This is a genomic window from Burkholderia sp. YIM B11467 (assembly GCF_052952715.1).
On sequence record NZ_JBQVSQ010000003.1, the window covers coordinates 705879 to 720744 of the forward strand.

A 14866-nucleotide genomic window follows, 5' to 3' on the forward strand; every position below is an offset into this window, starting at 1 on the left:
CGTCTCAACCCGCGCGCCCGAGCGGCGCGCTATTTCGGAGCACGAACATGAGCAAAGTTACGCTGGGTGGCAACCCGATCGATCTCGCCGGCACGTTCCCGGCCGTCGGTGCGCAAGCCGCCGATTTCAAGCTGGTCGGCAAGGACCTCGCCGACCTGTCGCTCGCCAGCTTCGCCGGCAAGCGCAAGGTGCTGAACATCGTGCCGAGCCTCGACACGCCGACCTGCGCGACGTCGACCCGCAAGTTCAACGAAGCCGCATCGTCGCTCGACAACACGGTCGTGGTCGTCGTGTCCGCCGACCTGCCGTTCGCCGCCACGCGCTTCTGCACGACCGAAGGCCTCGAAAACGTCGTGACGGCTTCGACGTTCCGCAGCGGCCGCGCGTTCGCGAACGCGTACGGCGTCGACGTGACGAGCGGCCCCCTGAACGGCCTGACCGCACGTGCGGTCGTCGTGCTCGACGCGCAGGACAAGGTGATCCACGCCGAACTCGTCGGCGAGATCAAGGACGAGCCGAACTACGACGCCGCGCTCGCCGCACTGAAGTAATCCGCTGCCGCCCGGCCCTGCCGCGCGAGGCCCGACGGGCCCTCCGCGCGCCGGCCGGGCGGCGCCTCCCTTTGCTCTCTACAGGAACGCACGCCTTGACTACGCTGATTTGCGGCTCGCTCGCCTACGACAACATCATGACCTTCGAAGGTCGGTTCCGCGAGCACATCCTGCCCGACCAGGTTCACCTTCTCAACGTGAGCTTCCTCGTGCCGACGATGCGTCGCGAATTCGGCGGCTGCGCGGGGAACATCGCTTACGCACTGCACATGCTCGGCGGTGACGCGCGCATCATGGCGACGGTCGGCGCGAACGACGCGGACCGCTATCTCGAGCGCCTCGACAGCCTCGGCCTGTCGAAGGCAAGCGTGCGCGTGGTGCCCGATTCGCACACCGCGCAGGCGATGATCACCACCGATCTCGACAACAACCAGATCACCGCATTCCACCCGGGCGCGATGATGCAGTCGCATCTGAACCGCGCGGACGAAGTGCCGGGCGTGAAGCTCGGCATCGTCGCGCCGGACGGCTTCGACGGGATGGTCCAGCACGCCGAACAATTCGCGAAGGCCGGCATCCCGTTCATCTTCGATCCGGGCCAGGGCCTGCCGCTGTTCGACGGTGCGACGCTGCGCCGCATCATTGAACTCGCGACGTTCGTCGCGGTCAACGACTACGAAGGCAAGCTCGTCAGCGACAAGACGGGCTGGTCCGAACAGGAAATCGCCAGCCGGGTTCAGGCGTTGATCATCACGCGCGGCGAGCACGGCTCCACCATTCTTCACAAAAACGGCGAAGAACAGATTCCAGTCGTGGGTGCCGAGCGCGTCGTCGATCCGACCGGCTGCGGCGATGCCTTCCGGGGCGGCCTGCTGTACGGCATCGAGAACGGCCTCGACTGGGCAACCACCGGCCGCCTCGCGAGCCTCATGGGCTCGCTCAAGATCGCCCACCAGGGGCCCCAGACTTACGTACTGACGCGCGCCGAGATCGACGCGCGCTTCGAGGCTGCCTTCGGTTACAGTCTCAAATGAATTTTGTGGGAGAGCAAAGATGTTGACGAAAAAAACCCTCACGCTCGCGGCCATGCTGACGGCCACGCTGACCCTCGCCGGCTGCTTCACGGCACCGGGTTCGGCCGATGTCTATAGCGTCGGCCAGGCGCAGCGCGAGCAGACGGTCCGCATGGGCGTGGTCGAAAGCGTCCGTGCGGTACGCATCCAGTCCGACGGCGGCGGCAGCGCGATCGGCACGCTCGGCGGCGGCGCACTCGGCGCGGTTGCGGGCAGCGCGATCGGCGGCGGCAAGGGATCGATCCTGACGGCGATCGCCGGCGGTCTCGTCGGCGCGGTCGCGGGCAACGCAGTCGGCGAAAACCTCAGCACGGCGAACGGTGTCGAAATCACCGTGCGCCTCGACAACGGCGATCTGCGCTCGATCACGCAGGCAGCAAGCGGCGAAGCATTCCGCGCCGGCGAGCGTGTGCGACTGCTGTCGAGCGGCGGCGTCACGCGCGTCACGCACTAACCAGGTACCTCAGCACGCGGCGCAAGCCGCGGTCGAACGCATGTGCGAAGCTGCACATGCGTTTTTTTTCGTCCGTACTCGCCGCGGCCGGCGCATGAACGAACAGAACGCGGGCAAAAAAAAAGCCCGCCACCTGAGCCAGATGGCGGGACTGATTGAGTAGCGCTACTCAACCCACGGACACCACATGAGTGCCCGGGTGGTGCTGGTCAGCCGCGATTACGGACGGCTGCCGGTCGGGAACGGCCATGCCGCTGCCGGGTTGAGCGCGGTCTTCACGCCCGATGCCGGCGCAACCGATGCGGTCGACGCGGTGGTTGCCGGTGCAGCCTTCTTCACGACGGCCTTCTTCGGAGCAGCAGCCTTCTTCGCCGGAGCAGCGGCCTTCTTCGCCGGAGCGGCAGCCTTCTTCGCAGGGGCAGCCTTCTTGGCGGGCGCGGCCTTCTTCGCAGCAGCCTTCTTGGCCGGCGCTGCCTTCTTCGCAGCAGCCTTCTTCGCCGGCGCGGCCTTCTTCGCAGCAGCCTTCTTGGCCGGCGCTGCCTTCTTCGCAGCAACCTTCTTCACTGCGACTTTCTTCGCTGCAACCTTCTTCGCAGCGGCCTTCTTCGCCGGTGCTGCCTTCTTCGCAGCAACCTTCTTCACTGCGACTTTCTTCGCTGCAACCTTCTTCGTTGCGACCTTCTTCGCAGCGGCCTTCTTCGCCGGTGCTGCCTTCTTCGCGGCAACCTTCTTCACCGCGACCTTCTTCGCAGCAACCTTCTTCACAGCAGCGGCCTTCTTCGCCGGAGCTGCAGCCTTCTTCGCAACGGTCTTCTTGGCAGCAACTTTCTTAGCAGCCGGTTTCTTCTTGGCAGTAGCCATGTTGTTCTCCTTCAGGTTCAGATGAGAGTCAGTTCAAACTACACCCTTCGTCAAAACCCGCTTCCCGCGGACGCTGTTCAGGACGTGCGCTTCGAAGCGGGCTATTCATCGGCGTACGCGGATACCACGCGCTTACGCTAATGAATACGGTATGGCGCGCGTGACCACCCGGCCTCGCGCGCCAAATCAAGTCGGTAGCCGGCGCACCTCGCGCCGCTACCCCTAATCGCTTGATCAAGCGGACCGCCACACGGCCGTCCGCTTTATCCGGAGGGAAGTTTGCCCATCCCACTGAAGGGTTCGCAAAGTGCCTGTCGTATCGTTGGGCCGTTAAGGCACCGGGCATGCTTTGCATCAGGCGTTCTTGCTCCTAAACCTTGGGCCGGGGCCGAGAGGCCGCCGGCTGCTCCATCATGTAACGGGTTCGCTGCTGCGGGTTATTCCCAGGACAGCGCGCCCCCCGTCTGATACTCGATCACACGCGTCTCGAAGAAGTTGCGTTCCTTCTTCAGGTCGATCATCTCGCTCATCCACGGGAACGGGTTTTCCTCGTTCGGGTAAAGCGGATCGAGGCCGATCTGCTGGCAACGACGGTTGCTGATGAAGCGCAGATAGCTCTTGAACATCGACGCGTTCAAACCCAGCACGCCGCGCGGCATCGTGTCCTCGGCGTAGCGGTATTCGAGTTCGACAGCCTGCTTGAACAGCTCGCGGATCTCGGCGCGGAACTCCGCGGTCCAGAGATGCGGATTCTCGAGCTTGATCTGGTTGATCAGGTCGATGCCGAAGTTGCAGTGCATCGACTCGTCGCGCAGGATGTACTGATATTGCTCTGCAGCACCCGTCATCTTGTTCTGGCGGCCGAGGGCGAGGATCTGCGTGAACCCGACATAGAAGAACAGGCCTTCCATGATGCAGGCGAACACGATCAGCGACTTCAGCAGCTTCTGATCCGCTTCGAGCGTGCCGGTCTTGAAGGCCGGATCCGTCAGCGTGTGGATGAACGGAATCAGGAATTCGTCCTTCGCGCGGATCGACGAGACCTCGTGGTACGCGTTGAAGATCTCGCCTTCGTCGAGACCGAGCGATTCGACAATGTATTGGTACGCGTGCGTGTGGATCGCCTCTTCGAACGCCTGGCGCAGCAGGAACTGCCGGCACTCGGGCGCCGTGATGTGGCGGTACGTGCCGAGCACGATGTTGTTCGCCGCGAGCGAGTCGGCCGTCACGAAGAAACCGAGGTTGCGCTTCACGATGCGGCGCTCGTCCTCGGTCAGACCGTTCGGGTCCTTCCACAGTGCGATGTCGCGGGACATGTTGATTTCCTGCGGCATCCAGTGGTTCGCGCAACCGGCCAGATACTTTTCCCACGCCCACTTGTACTTGAACGGCACCAGCTGATTGACGTCAGTCTGGCCGTTGATGATGCGCTTGTCGGCGACATTGACCCGCGCTTCCGAACCGCCGGCGGGAACAGCCGATGCTTGCGGCGGCACCGCAAGATCGCCTTCGAAAATGTCGCGGACCTGATGGGCGGCAGGCGTTGCAGCCTGCATTCCGACAGCCATCCCGGCGGAGGTGCGCATCGCGTTTTGCTGCGCTCCGCTCGCGGGAGTTACGGCAGTCTTCTCTTCATCCCAGTTGAGCATAAATTCTCACCATCAATTTAGAACGGTTTGTACCATCTTTTCCTGAGCGATAAAAGGGTTCGCTCACGAAAAATCCTTTTTTCGATTCGCGTTGCGACCTCGATACAACACTTTGAGCAACGCATCGTCGTTCATGCAGAGCGCGACGTGTGTCGCGCGTGTATCGCGAGGTGCATTCAACGCATCGAACGCTGATCGAAACGCGACGTCGTCGGGGATGTTTCGATCGCTTGTCACTGCCTGCAACGCAGGTGCCGCGTTACAGATTCCTTATCATTTTTTTAGTAGAGAGCGGCGCACACTTCAACCTCGATCGGTTGTCGTGCACGCCGCCCGGCACATCTTCAGGTCATACGCACTGCGTTACTGGCACGCTTCGCACTCGTCGAAGCCCGGATCGCCCGGACGCATCGTGCACACCGGACCGTCGGCCTCGACCGGTGCGAGTGCCGCCGCGTTGATCTCGCCCGACGACGCATCGCCGCCTGCCGCACCGAAACCGCCGGCTGCGCCTTGCGCGCCGCCGCTGCTCGAACCGCCCGTCGGCACTGCGTTCAGCGCGCCGTGTGCGACCGTCGACTTCTCGACGTGCGTCGCCGCCATCGTGCGGAGGTAGTAGGTCGTCTTCAGACCACGCAGCCATGCGAGCTTGTAGACCTCGTCGAGCTTCTTGCCCGACGCGCCGCCCATGTAGATGTTCAGCGACTGCGCCTGGTCGATCCACTTCTGGCGACGCGATGCCGCCTCGACCAGCCACGTCGGGTCGACTTCGAATGCGGTCGCGTAGATCGCGCGCAGGTCGGCCGGGATGCGGTCGATGCGCGACAGCATGCCGTCGAAGTACTTCAGGTCGGAGACCATCACCTCGTCCCACAGGCCGCGTTCCTTCAGGTCGCGAACCAGGAACTCGTTCACCACCGTGAATTCGCCCGACAGGTTCGACTTCACGTACAGGTTCTGGAAGGTCGGCTCGATGCACGCCGACACGCCGATGATGTTCGAGATCGTCGCCGTCGGCGCGATCGCGACGCAGTTCGAGTTGCGCATGCCGTGCGAGGCGATCCGCGAACGCAGCGTCGTCCAGTCGAGCGACTCGGACGTGTCGACCTCGACGTAACCGCCGCGCGCTTCGGCCAGCAGCTTCAGCGTGTCCTGCGGGAGGATGCCGCGATCCCACAGCGAGCCGCGGTAGCTCGAGTAGCGGCCGCGCTCTTCGGCCAGCTCGGTCGACGCGTAGTACGCGTAGTAGCAGACCGCTTCCATCGAACGGTCGGCGAACTCGACCGCCGCTTCCGACGCGTACGGCGTGCGCAGCAGGTGCAGGCAGTCCTGGAAGCCCATGATGCCCATGCCGACCGGACGGTGCTTCAGGTTCGAGTTACGCGCCTTCGGCACCGCGTAGTAGTTGATGTCGATCACGTTGTCGAGCATGCGCATCGCGACGCTGATCGTGCGCTTCAGCTTGTCGTGGTCGAGCGCGTAGCTGCCGTCGGCCTGCTTCACCAGGTGGGCGACGAGGTTCACCGAGCCGAGGTTGCACACCGCGATTTCGGTGTCGCTCGTGTTCAGCGTGATTTCCGTGCACAGGTTCGACGAGTGGACGACGCCGACGTGCTGCTGCGGCGAGCGGATGTTGCACGGATCCTTGAACGTGATCCACGGGTGGCCCGTCTCGAACAGCATGCCGAGCATCTTGCGCCAGAGCTGCGCCGCCGGGATCTTCTTGAACAGCTTGATCTCGCCGCGCGCGACCTTGTCTTCGTAAGCCGTGTAAGCCGCCTCGAACGCCGCGCCGAACTTGTCGTGCAGGTCCGGGCAGGTCGACGGCGAGAACAGCGTCCAGTCGGCGCCTTCCATCACGCGCTTCATGAACAGGTCGGGAATCCAGTTCGCCGTGTTCATGTCGTGCGTACGGCGGCGATCGTCACCCGTGTTCTTGCGCAGCTCGAGGAACTCCTCGATGTCGAGGTGCCACGATTCGAGGTACGCGCAGACCGCGCCCTTGCGCTTGCCGCCCTGGTTGACCGCGACGGCCGTGTCGTTGACGACCTTCAGGAACGGGACCACGCCTTGCGACTTGCCGTTCGTGCCCTTGATATGCGAGCCGAGTGCGCGCACGCGCGTCCAGTCGTTGCCGAGACCGCCGGCGAACTTCGACAGCAGCGCGTTTTCCTTCAGCGCTTCATAGATGCCGTCGAGATCGTCCGCGACCGTCGTCAGGTAGCACGACGACAGCTGCGAGCGGTGGGTGCCCGAGTTGAACAGCGTCGGCGTCGAGCTCATGAAGTCGAAGCTCGACAGCACGTTGTAGAACTCGATCGCGCGCGTTTCGCGGTCGATCTCGTTCAGCGACAGGCCCATCGCGACGCGCATGAAGAATGCCTGCGGCATTTCGATGCGGGTGCCTTCGACGTGCAGGAAGTAGCGGTCGTACAGCGTCTGCAGGCCGAGGTAGCCGAACTGCATGTCGCGGCTCGCGTCGAGCGCGTCGCCGAGGCGCTTCAGGTCGAACTGCAGCAGCTTGTCGTCGAGCAGGCCGGCGTCGACACCGCGCTTCAGGAACTGCGGGAAGTATTCCGAGTAACGCGCCGACATCTCGGCCTGTACCACTTCCTCGCCGAGGATCTCGCGACGGATCGTGTGCAGCAGGATGCGGGCGGTGACCTGGCTGTATGCCGGATCCTTCTCGATCATCGTGCGCGCAGCGAGGATCGCCGAGTCGTAGACCTGGCTCATCGGCACGCCGTCGTACAGGTTCTTCACCGTCTCCGCGACGATCGGCTCAGGGTTAACCGCAGCGCCGAGGCCGTCGCACGACGACGCGATCAGCGCGCGCAGCGCGTTCAGGTCGAGCGGACGCGTGACGCCGTTGTCGACGACGTTGATGCCGGTGTTCGACTCGCCGCCCACCGCCGCTTCCTCGCCCGAATGCTGGCGCTCGAGGTGGCGCTTCTCGCGATACAGCACGTAGGCACGCGCGACGTTGTGCTCGCCGCCGCGCATCAGCGCGAGTTCGACCTGGTCCTGGATGTCTTCGATATGGAACGTACCGCCGTTCGGGCGGCTGCGCACGAGCGCGCGCACGACGCTGTGCGTCAGCTGTTCGACCTGCTCGCGCACGCGAGCCGATGCCGCGCCCTGTCCGCCGTTGACGGCCAGGAAAGCCTTGGTCACCGCGATCGCGATCTTCGAAGGCTCGAACGACACCACGCTGCCGTTGCGGCGGATCACCTTGTAGTCGGCGAACGTGGCCTGCGGCGCGAGCGCCTTTGCGCCCTGTTCGGTCCCGCCGAGCGGACGGCTCGAGGCGCTCTCGTACTGGGACGTCGCGTTGTCGGTGGTTTGCATGTGCAAAGCTCCTGGTGTTGGATGGTGCGGAGAGAACCGCGGATTAAAACGAACGCTGCGCAACGCGGTGCGCGAGCGGTAAGAGGCGAGCGATGCGCCGGGGAAGCCGGTTCGGTCGATGCGCGACAACCGATCCGGTCGTGTGCTTCGTCATGTATCCCCTGCCCCGTCGAAGTTCGCTGCGCTGATCGCGACGCCTGGACCGCCGGCCTGACGCGCCGCCCTGAGAACCCTGTCCGCCGGCGTTGCCCGCCGGCCGGTGCCGCTCGGGTTTCCCCTGCGACACACACTATATCTAGTGCAGAACTGCTCAACTGGCACCAAGTATAGTGGACATTCGGACGACGTCCAAACGGATAATTTGCGATGAAGGTCTTGACATCGCTCACGCGCCGACACGACAAGGCATTGGTCGGAGAAAAAACTTTCTCCGGTCAAAAAACCCCGCGCTCAGTGCTGACGGAAAGGAAAGTATTCGGCGGAAAAGCCGGCATCGCTCGCGAAGCGTTGCCAATCGAAGTGCGGGCCCGGGTCGGTCTTGCGGCCCGGCGCAACGTCCGAGTGCCCGGCGAATGCGTCGACCGGATAGCGTGCGGCGAGTGCGCGGGAAAGCGCGGCGAGCGTCGCGTACTGCGCGTCGTCGAACGGCACGTCGTCCGCGCCTTCGAGCTCGATGCCGATCGAGAAGTCGTTGCAGCGCGGCCGGCCGAAGAACTCGGACGAACCCGCGTGCCACGCGCGCTCGTCGCACGACACGAACTGCACGAGCTCGCCGCCGCGGCGGATCAGGAAGTGCGCGGACACGCGCACGCCGCGCAAGTGGCTCTGGTAATAGGGGTGCGCGTCGCAGTCGAGGCGATTCAGGAACAGCGCCTCGATCGCGTCGCCGCCGAATTCGCCGGGCGGCAGGCTGATGTTGTGGACGACCACGAGCGTCGGCACCGCACCGGCGGGCCGCGCCTCGAAGTTCGGCGACGGCGCATGGCGCGCTTCGCGCACCCAGCCGTTCGCGTCGACCGACAGCAGCGGCGCGTCGTTCATCGTGCGTCGTGACCGCTCGCGCGCGCCGCGTGGCGCTGCGCATGCTCGGCGCTACAGAAGTATTCGCCGCCCGCGGCGACGGCATCGCCCTTCGGCGCATGCACGCCGCATTCGGCGCAGCGCACCATCGGCTCGGGCAGCGAACGCGCGTCGCCGTTCGGGCGCGCCGCGCCGGAGCCGGGCGTGCCGTCGTGACCCGCGCCGCGGCCGGTACGCGCCTGTGCGTGTTCCTGGGCCTGGCGCAGCTTGCGCGCGATCCACGAACCCGCGAAGAAGAGAAGAATCAGGAGAAGAATCTGTCGCATCGGAAACCTGCGGTCAAACCACGGAACGGTGCAGCAGCACCTCGAAAACGAACCGGCTGCCGACATACGCGAGCAGCAGCGCGGCGAACGACACGAGCACCCAGCGCGCGGCGCCGCGCCCGCGCCAGCCCGACGTCTTGCGGGCGACCAGCAGGCCGCCGAACATCAGCCACGACAGGATCGCGAACACGGTCTTGTGGTCGAGCCGCAGTGCGCGCGCATCGACCTGCTCGCTGAACAGGATGCCCGACGCGAGCGTCAGCGTGAGCAGCACGAAGCCGGCGCCGATCAGGCGGAACAGCAGCTTCTCGAGCGTGAGCAGCGGCGGCAGCGTTTCGAGCCAGCTCGCGATCCAGCCCGTCGAGCCGTCGCGCCCGCCGCTGCGCAGCGACTGCAGGCGCCGCTCGACCATCAGCATCAGGATCGCGTGCAGCGCCGCGATCGCGAACAGGCCGTACGCGATGTTCGCGATCAGGAAGTGCAGCTTGAACAGCGGCGCTGCGGCATAAGGAAGCACCCGCACGCCGCCGAACATCAGCGGCAGCAGCGACGCGCCGCACGCGAGCGGCAGCACCAGCAGGCGCAGGCTGTCGAGCGGGAAGAAGAAGCTCTCGATCCAGTAGATGCCGGCGCCGAGCCAGAACATCGCGGACAGCGCGAACGCGAAACCGAACACCATCGCGTCGTGCGGAAAGATCGTCGTATGGAGCAGCACGCCGTGCGCGACGAGCGCGGCGAACAGCAGCCCGCGGCCGGCCCCGCTCATCCCGGACGCGGCGGACGCGGGAACCGGCACGGCCGGCACGCTCGCGACGAGCGGCGTCGCGCCCTGGCGGTGCGTGCGCCAGCCTGCGACGGCGAGGCCGCCGTACAGGAATGCGGTGAGGGCATACAGTACAATATCCATGTTCGAAGTTTACACTAGGCCCCCTTCCCGCGACGGCTCCCTTTGTTCGGTTCCGCCGCGCCTTCGGGCCCCACTGTCCATCGCTCCCCATGCTCGACAATCTCACTCAACGGATGGCGCGCGTCGTCAAGACGCTGCGCGGCGAGGCCCGGCTTACCGAGGCGAACACCCAGGAGATGCTCCGCGAGGTGCGTCTCGCGCTGCTGGAGGCCGACGTCTCGCTGCCGGTCGTCCGCGAATTCATCGCCAAGGTCAAGGAAAAGGCGCTCGGCGAAGAGGTGATCAGCAGCCTGTCGCCGGGTCAGGCGCTCGTCGGCGTGGTCCAGAAGGAACTGACCGCCGTGATCGGCGGCGACTACGAAGGCAAGGCCGCCGAGCTGAACCTCGCGGTCACGCCGCCCGCCGTGATCCTGATGGCCGGCCTGCAGGGCGCGGGCAAGACCACGACCGCCGGCAAGCTCGCGAAGCTGCTGCGCGAGAAGTACAAGAAGAAGGTGCTGACCGTGTCGTGCGACGTGTATCGCCCGGCCGCGATCATGCAGCTGAAAACGGTGAGCGAACAGGTCGGCGCCGATTTCTTCCCGTCCACGCCGGACCAGAAGCCCGTCGACATCGCAATCGCGGCCGTCGACTGGGCCAAGCGCCACTACCATGACGTGCTGATCGTCGATACGGCCGGCCGCCTCGGCATCGACGAAGCGATGATGCAGGAAATCGCCGCGCTGCACGACACGCTGAAGCCGGCCGAAACGCTGTTCGTCGTCGACGCGATGCTCGGCCAGGATGCGGTCAACACCGCGAAGGCGTTCAACGACACGCTGCCGCTCACGGGCGTCGTGCTGACCAAGCTCGACGGCGATTCGCGCGGCGGTGCCGCGCTGTCGGTGCGTCACATCACGGGCAAGCCGATCAAGTTCGTCGGCGTCGCCGAGAAGCTCGACGGCCTCGAGGTGTTCCACCCCGACCGGATGGCGAACCGGATCCTCGGCATGGGCGACATCCTCGCGCTCGTCGAGGAGGCGCAGCGCGGCGTCGACGTGCAGGCCGCGCAAAAGCTCGCCGACAAGGTCAAGAAAGGCGGCGACTTCGACCTGAACGATTTCCGCGCGCAGATCTCGCAGATGAAGAACATGGGCGGCCTGTCGTCGCTGATGGACAAGCTGCCCGCACAATTCCAGCAGGCGGCGGCCGGCGCCGACATGGGCCAGGCCGAAAAGCAGATCCGCCGGATGGAAGGCATCATCAGCTCGATGACGCCCGCCGAGCGCGCGAAACCCGAGATCATCAAGGCGACGCGCAAGCGCCGCATTGCGGCCGGCGCGGGTGTGCCGGTGCAGGAAGTCAACCGGATGCTGAACCAGTACGACCAGATGCGTACGATGATGAAGAAGCTGAAGGGCGGCAACATGCAGAAGATGATGCGCGGCCTGAAGGGCATGATGCCCGGCATGCGCTGATTCCGCCCGTCGGCCGGCGCGCGGGTTTTTGCTGTAGCGCGCGCCGTCCGTTCTGCTTCATTCTTATTTGTATACCGACTGCCCGCCAGAACACATGAACCGCGAAGAAGCCCTCCACATTTTCAACCACTCCGAAGAGATCGTCTCGGCCGACGCCGTCAACGCGTCGATCTCCAGGATGGCCGACGCGATCCGCGCCGAGATCGGCGATGCGTTCCCGCTCGTTCTCTCGGTGATGGGCGGCGCCGCGGTGTTTACCGGGATGCTGCTGCCGCATCTCGATTTCCCGCTGGAATTCGACTACATCCACCTGACCCGCTACCGCAACACGACGCAGGGCAGCCCGGAGATGCACTGGCGTGTCGCGCCGCGCGAATCGGTGAAGGACCGGATCGTGCTCGTGCTCGACGACATCCTCGACGAAGGCGAGACGATGGCCGCGATCCGCGACCGTATCCTCGACATGGGCGCGCAGCGTTTCATGTCGGCCGTGCTGTGCGAGAAGACGCTCGCGAAGGCGAAGCCGCTGCATCCCGACTTCTGCGGCTTCCCGGTGCCGGACCGCTATGTGTTCGGCTGCGGGATGGACGCGAAGGGATACTGGCGCAACCTGCCGACGATCCGCGCGCTGACCACCAACGTCTGATCGCCCTGCCCGTCCTATAAATAAAAAGCGGCGCTCCGGTTTCCCGGAGCGCCGCTTTTTTTCGTGCGTCTGCCGTCCACCCTACAACTGGTGCACGAACGCGCGGATGCCGGCTAGCAGCATCTCGACCGAAATCGCGACGAGCACGAGGCCCATCAGCCGCTCGAACGCCGCGACCGTTCGCTCGCCGAGCCACTGCTGGATCCGTTCGGCCAGGACCAGCGTGATCGCGCAGACGATCATCGTGACCGTCAGCGCGCCGACCCACTCGAACATCTTGCCCGGCGCCTGCGACGTCAGCAGCATCACCGTCGCCAGCGCGGACGGCCCGGCCAGCGCCGGAATCGCGAGCGGCACGATGAACGGTTCGCCGCCCGCGCGCGGATCGCTGCCGAGCGCGCCGTCCGGATGCGGGAAGATCATCCGCAGCGCGATCAGGAACAGCACGATCCCGCCGCCGAGCCGCAACGACAGGTCGGTGAGGCTCATCATCCGCAGGAAGCGGTCGCCGACCACCATGAAGAACAGCAGGATCACGAACGCGATCCCCACTTCACGCAGGATCAGCTTCACGCGCCGCTCGCGCGGCACATCCCGCATCGCCGAAATGAACAGCGGGATGTTGCCGAGCGGATCGGTGATCAGCACCAGGAGCACGGTGGCCGACAGGAACGTGTATTCCATCGTGTCCCCCGGTCGCCGTGCTTAGCGTGCGAGCGCGGCGCGGATCTTCTCCGCGACCGTCGCCGCGGCATCATCGGCCGGCAGCAGCGTCGCTTCGGCGTCGCGGCGGCCCTGGTACTCGATCTTGCCTTCCTTCAGGCCGCGCTCGCCGATCACGAGGCGATGCGGCACGCCGATCAGCTCCCAGTCGGCGAACATCACGCCCGGGCGCTCGCCGCGGTCGTCGAGGATCACGTCGATGCCGGCCGCGGAGAGTTCCGCGTACAGCTTGTCGGCGGACTCGCGCACCATGTCGCTGCGGTCATAGCCCATCGGGCACAGCACGACCTCGAACGGCGCGATCGACTCGGGCCAGATGATGCCCTTGTCATCGAAGTTCTGTTCGATCGCCGCACCGAGAATGCGCGTAACGCCGACGCCGTAGCAGCCCATCAGCATCGGCTGCGGCTTGCCCGACTCGTCGAGGAACGTCGCGCCCATCGCTTCCGAATACTTGGTGCCGAGCTGGAACACGTGGCCGACTTCGATACCGCGGCAGATGTCGATCACGCCCTTGCCGTCCGGCGACTGATCGCCCTTCTTCACGTTGCGCACGTCGGCGACGTCCGGCTCGGGCAGGTCGCGGCCCCAGTTCACGCCCGCGATGTGATAGTCGACCTCGTTCGCGCCGACGACGAAGTCGCTCATGTTCGCGACCGTGCGGTCCGCGATCACCTTCACGGGCTTCTTCGTGCCGACCGGGCCGAGATAACCCGGCGGCGTGCCGAACCACTCGACGATTTCCTGCTCGGTCGCGAAGCGGTGGTTCTTCAGGCCCGGCAGCTTCGACACCTTGATCTCGTTCAGGTCGTGATCGCCGCGCAGCATCACGAGCCAGATGGTCGGCTCGGCGCCTTCGTTGTCGGTCGCGAGCACGATCGACTTGATCGTGCGCTCGAGCGGGATGGCCAGCAGTTCGGCGACGGCTTCGCACTTCGCCTTGCCGGGCGTCGCGACCTTCTCCATCGCTTCGGCCGGCGCCGCGCGCTCGGCAATCAGCGGCAGCGCTTCGGCTGCCTCGATGTTCGCCGCGAACTCGGACGTCGGGCAGTAGGCGATCGCGTCCTCGCCGGTATCGGCGATCACGTGGAACTCGTGCGAGAAGTTGCCGCCGATCGAGCCGCTGTCGGCCGCGACCGCGCGGAATTCGAGGCCGAGGCGCGTGAAGATGCGCACGTACGCGTCGTACATCTTGCGATACGACTCGTTCAGGCCCGCCGCGTCCTTGTCGAACGAGTACGCGTCCTTCATGATGAATTCGCGGCCGCGCATCACGCCGAAGCGCGGACGGATCTCGTCGCGGAACTTCGTCTGGATCTGGTAGAAGTTCACCGGCATCTGCCGGTAGCTCTTGATCTGGTTGCGCGCGATGTCGGTGATGACTTCCTCGTGCGTCGGCCCGATCACGAAATCGTTGTCCTTGCGGTCCTTGAAGCGCAGCAGCTCGGGGCCGTACTGCTCCCAGCGGCCCGATTCCTGCCACAGTTCGGCCGGCTGCACCGCCGGCATCAGCAGCTCGATCGCGCCCGCCCGGTTCATTTCCTCGCGCACGATCGCCTCGACCTTGCGAATCGAGCGCAGGCCGACCGGCAGGTAGTTATAGATGCCGCCGGCGACGCGACGGATCATGCCGGCGCGTACCATCAGCTTGTGGCTGACGATCTCTGCGTCGGCGGGTGCTTCTTTCAGGGTGCCGATAAAGAAACGGGAAGCTTTCATGCGGACGGTTCCAAAAACGGCGCCCCCAGGCGGGGCGCCCGAAAAAGTTTCAAGGTGAAAAAGCTGCGCGCGACGAACGACGATGGCGCAGATGACTTAGCAGACCAATCAGGGACAATTCAACCGGCACAC

General features: G+C 65.2%; 14 protein-coding genes. 5 read left to right on the forward strand and 9 right to left on the reverse strand.

Annotated features, from left to right (window positions below):
- Positions 1–47: 47 nt before the first annotated feature.
- The 3 genes from tpx to ACTRWB_RS15220 all read left to right on the forward strand — a co-directional run bounded on the left by tpx (position 48) and on the right by ACTRWB_RS15220 (position 2078).
- Positions 48–551, forward strand: coding sequence for a thiol peroxidase (gene tpx / locus ACTRWB_RS15210; RefSeq protein ID WP_048251159.1), 504 nt, complete (start codon positions 48–50; stop codon positions 549–551).
- Positions 552–646: 95 nt separating this feature from the next.
- A complete protein-coding gene (locus tag ACTRWB_RS15215; protein ID WP_446902350.1) occupies positions 647–1585 on the forward strand; it encodes a carbohydrate kinase family protein in 939 nt (312 codons plus the stop codon).
- A gap of 19 nt (positions 1586–1604) precedes the next feature.
- Entirely contained in the window at positions 1605–2078 is a 474-nt protein-coding gene (locus ACTRWB_RS15220) for an outer membrane lipoprotein (RefSeq protein WP_047899750.1), read from the forward strand.
- Positions 2079–2297: 219 nt separating this feature from the next.
- Here the strand turns inward: ACTRWB_RS15220 and ACTRWB_RS15225 are convergent, their stop codons facing one another.
- The 7 genes from ACTRWB_RS15225 to ACTRWB_RS15255 form a co-directional block, all read right to left on the reverse strand.
- Complete coding sequence (locus ACTRWB_RS15225; RefSeq protein WP_446902351.1) at positions 2298–2939, reverse strand: histone H1-like DNA-binding protein; 642 nt, start codon at positions 2937–2939, stop codon at positions 2298–2300.
- Positions 2940–2967: 28 nt separating this feature from the next.
- Entirely contained in the window at positions 2968–3294 is a 327-nt protein-coding gene (locus ACTRWB_RS15230; RefSeq protein WP_080971037.1) for a hypothetical protein, read from the reverse strand.
- A gap of 82 nt (positions 3295–3376) precedes the next feature.
- Positions 3377–4588 carry a ribonucleotide-diphosphate reductase subunit beta gene (locus ACTRWB_RS15235; protein WP_048251156.1) on the reverse strand — a complete coding sequence of 404 codons (1212 nt, stop codon included), beginning with the start codon at positions 4586–4588 and terminating at the stop codon, positions 3377–3379.
- A 363-nt stretch (positions 4589–4951) separates the two neighbouring features.
- Complete coding sequence (locus ACTRWB_RS15240) at positions 4952–7936, reverse strand: ribonucleoside-diphosphate reductase subunit alpha (protein ID WP_446902352.1); 2985 nt, start codon at positions 7934–7936, stop codon at positions 4952–4954.
- Between the two features lie 450 nt (positions 7937–8386).
- Positions 8387–8977, reverse strand: a complete 591-nt coding sequence (gene ampD / locus ACTRWB_RS15245) for a 1,6-anhydro-N-acetylmuramyl-L-alanine amidase AmpD (RefSeq protein ID WP_193097589.1) — start codon at positions 8975–8977, stop codon at positions 8387–8389.
- Positions 8974–9282, reverse strand: coding sequence for a PP0621 family protein (locus tag ACTRWB_RS15250; RefSeq protein ID WP_446902353.1), 309 nt, complete (start codon positions 9280–9282; stop codon positions 8974–8976). Before ACTRWB_RS15250 ends, ampD begins: the two co-directional genes overlap by 4 nt.
- Before the next feature lie 13 nt (positions 9283–9295).
- Positions 9296–10189 (reverse strand): cytochrome C assembly family protein, encoded by an 894-nt coding sequence (locus ACTRWB_RS15255; protein ID WP_343492902.1) that lies wholly within the window; start codon positions 10187–10189, stop codon positions 9296–9298.
- 89 nt (positions 10190–10278) lie between these two features.
- On the opposite strand from ACTRWB_RS15255, the gene ffh reads away from it, so the two are divergent.
- Entirely contained in the window at positions 10279–11646 is a 1368-nt protein-coding gene (ffh, locus tag ACTRWB_RS15260) for a signal recognition particle protein (protein ID WP_262540818.1), read from the forward strand.
- A 94-nt stretch (positions 11647–11740) separates the two neighbouring features.
- Positions 11741–12292: a hypoxanthine-guanine phosphoribosyltransferase gene (locus tag ACTRWB_RS15265; RefSeq protein ID WP_048251149.1), complete on the forward strand. Its 552-nt coding sequence runs from the start codon at positions 11741–11743 to the stop codon at positions 12290–12292.
- An 81-nt stretch (positions 12293–12373) separates the two neighbouring features.
- Here ACTRWB_RS15265 and ACTRWB_RS15270 read toward each other — a convergent pair whose 3' ends face one another.
- Both ACTRWB_RS15270 and ACTRWB_RS15275 read right to left on the reverse strand, forming a co-directional pair.
- Positions 12374–12976 (reverse strand): MarC family protein, encoded by a 603-nt coding sequence (locus tag ACTRWB_RS15270; protein WP_129513653.1) that lies wholly within the window; start codon positions 12974–12976, stop codon positions 12374–12376.
- A 21-nt stretch (positions 12977–12997) separates the two neighbouring features.
- Positions 12998–14734, reverse strand: a complete 1737-nt coding sequence (locus ACTRWB_RS15275; RefSeq protein WP_446902354.1) for a proline--tRNA ligase — start codon at positions 14732–14734, stop codon at positions 12998–13000.
- Positions 14735–14866 lie beyond the last annotated feature (132 nt).

Excerpts from the sequence above, each read along its gene's own strand:
- tpx (WP_048251159.1), top strand. The coding sequence starts at position 48 with ATGAGCAAAGTTACGCTGGGTGGCAACCCGATCGATCTCGCCGGCACG.
- ACTRWB_RS15220 (WP_047899750.1), top strand. The coding sequence starts at position 1,605 with ATGTTGACGAAAAAAACCCTCACGCTCGCGGCCATGCTGACGGCCACG.
- ACTRWB_RS15225 (WP_446902351.1), bottom strand. The coding sequence starts at position 2,939 with ATGGCTACTGCCAAGAAGAAACCGGCTGCTAAGAAAGTTGCTGCCAAG.
- ACTRWB_RS15230 (WP_080971037.1), bottom strand. The coding sequence starts at position 3,294 with ATGCAAAGCATGCCCGGTGCCTTAACGGCCCAACGATACGACAGGCAC.
- ACTRWB_RS15235 (WP_048251156.1), bottom strand. The coding sequence starts at position 4,588 with ATGCTCAACTGGGATGAAGAGAAGACTGCCGTAACTCCCGCGAGCGGA.
- ACTRWB_RS15240 (WP_446902352.1), bottom strand. The coding sequence starts at position 7,936 with ATGCAAACCACCGACAACGCGACGTCCCAGTACGAGAGCGCCTCGAGC.
- ampD (WP_193097589.1), bottom strand. The coding sequence starts at position 8,977 with ATGAACGACGCGCCGCTGCTGTCGGTCGACGCGAACGGCTGGGTGCGC.
- ACTRWB_RS15250 (WP_446902353.1), bottom strand. The coding sequence starts at position 9,282 with ATGCGACAGATTCTTCTCCTGATTCTTCTCTTCTTCGCGGGTTCGTGG.
- ACTRWB_RS15255 (WP_343492902.1), bottom strand. The coding sequence starts at position 10,189 with ATGGATATTGTACTGTATGCCCTCACCGCATTCCTGTACGGCGGCCTC.
- ffh (WP_262540818.1), top strand. The coding sequence starts at position 10,279 with ATGCTCGACAATCTCACTCAACGGATGGCGCGCGTCGTCAAGACGCTG.
- ACTRWB_RS15265 (WP_048251149.1), top strand. The coding sequence starts at position 11,741 with ATGAACCGCGAAGAAGCCCTCCACATTTTCAACCACTCCGAAGAGATC.
- ACTRWB_RS15270 (WP_129513653.1), bottom strand. The coding sequence starts at position 12,976 with ATGGAATACACGTTCCTGTCGGCCACCGTGCTCCTGGTGCTGATCACC.
- ACTRWB_RS15275 (WP_446902354.1), bottom strand. The coding sequence starts at position 14,734 with ATGAAAGCTTCCCGTTTCTTTATCGGCACCCTGAAAGAAGCACCCGCC.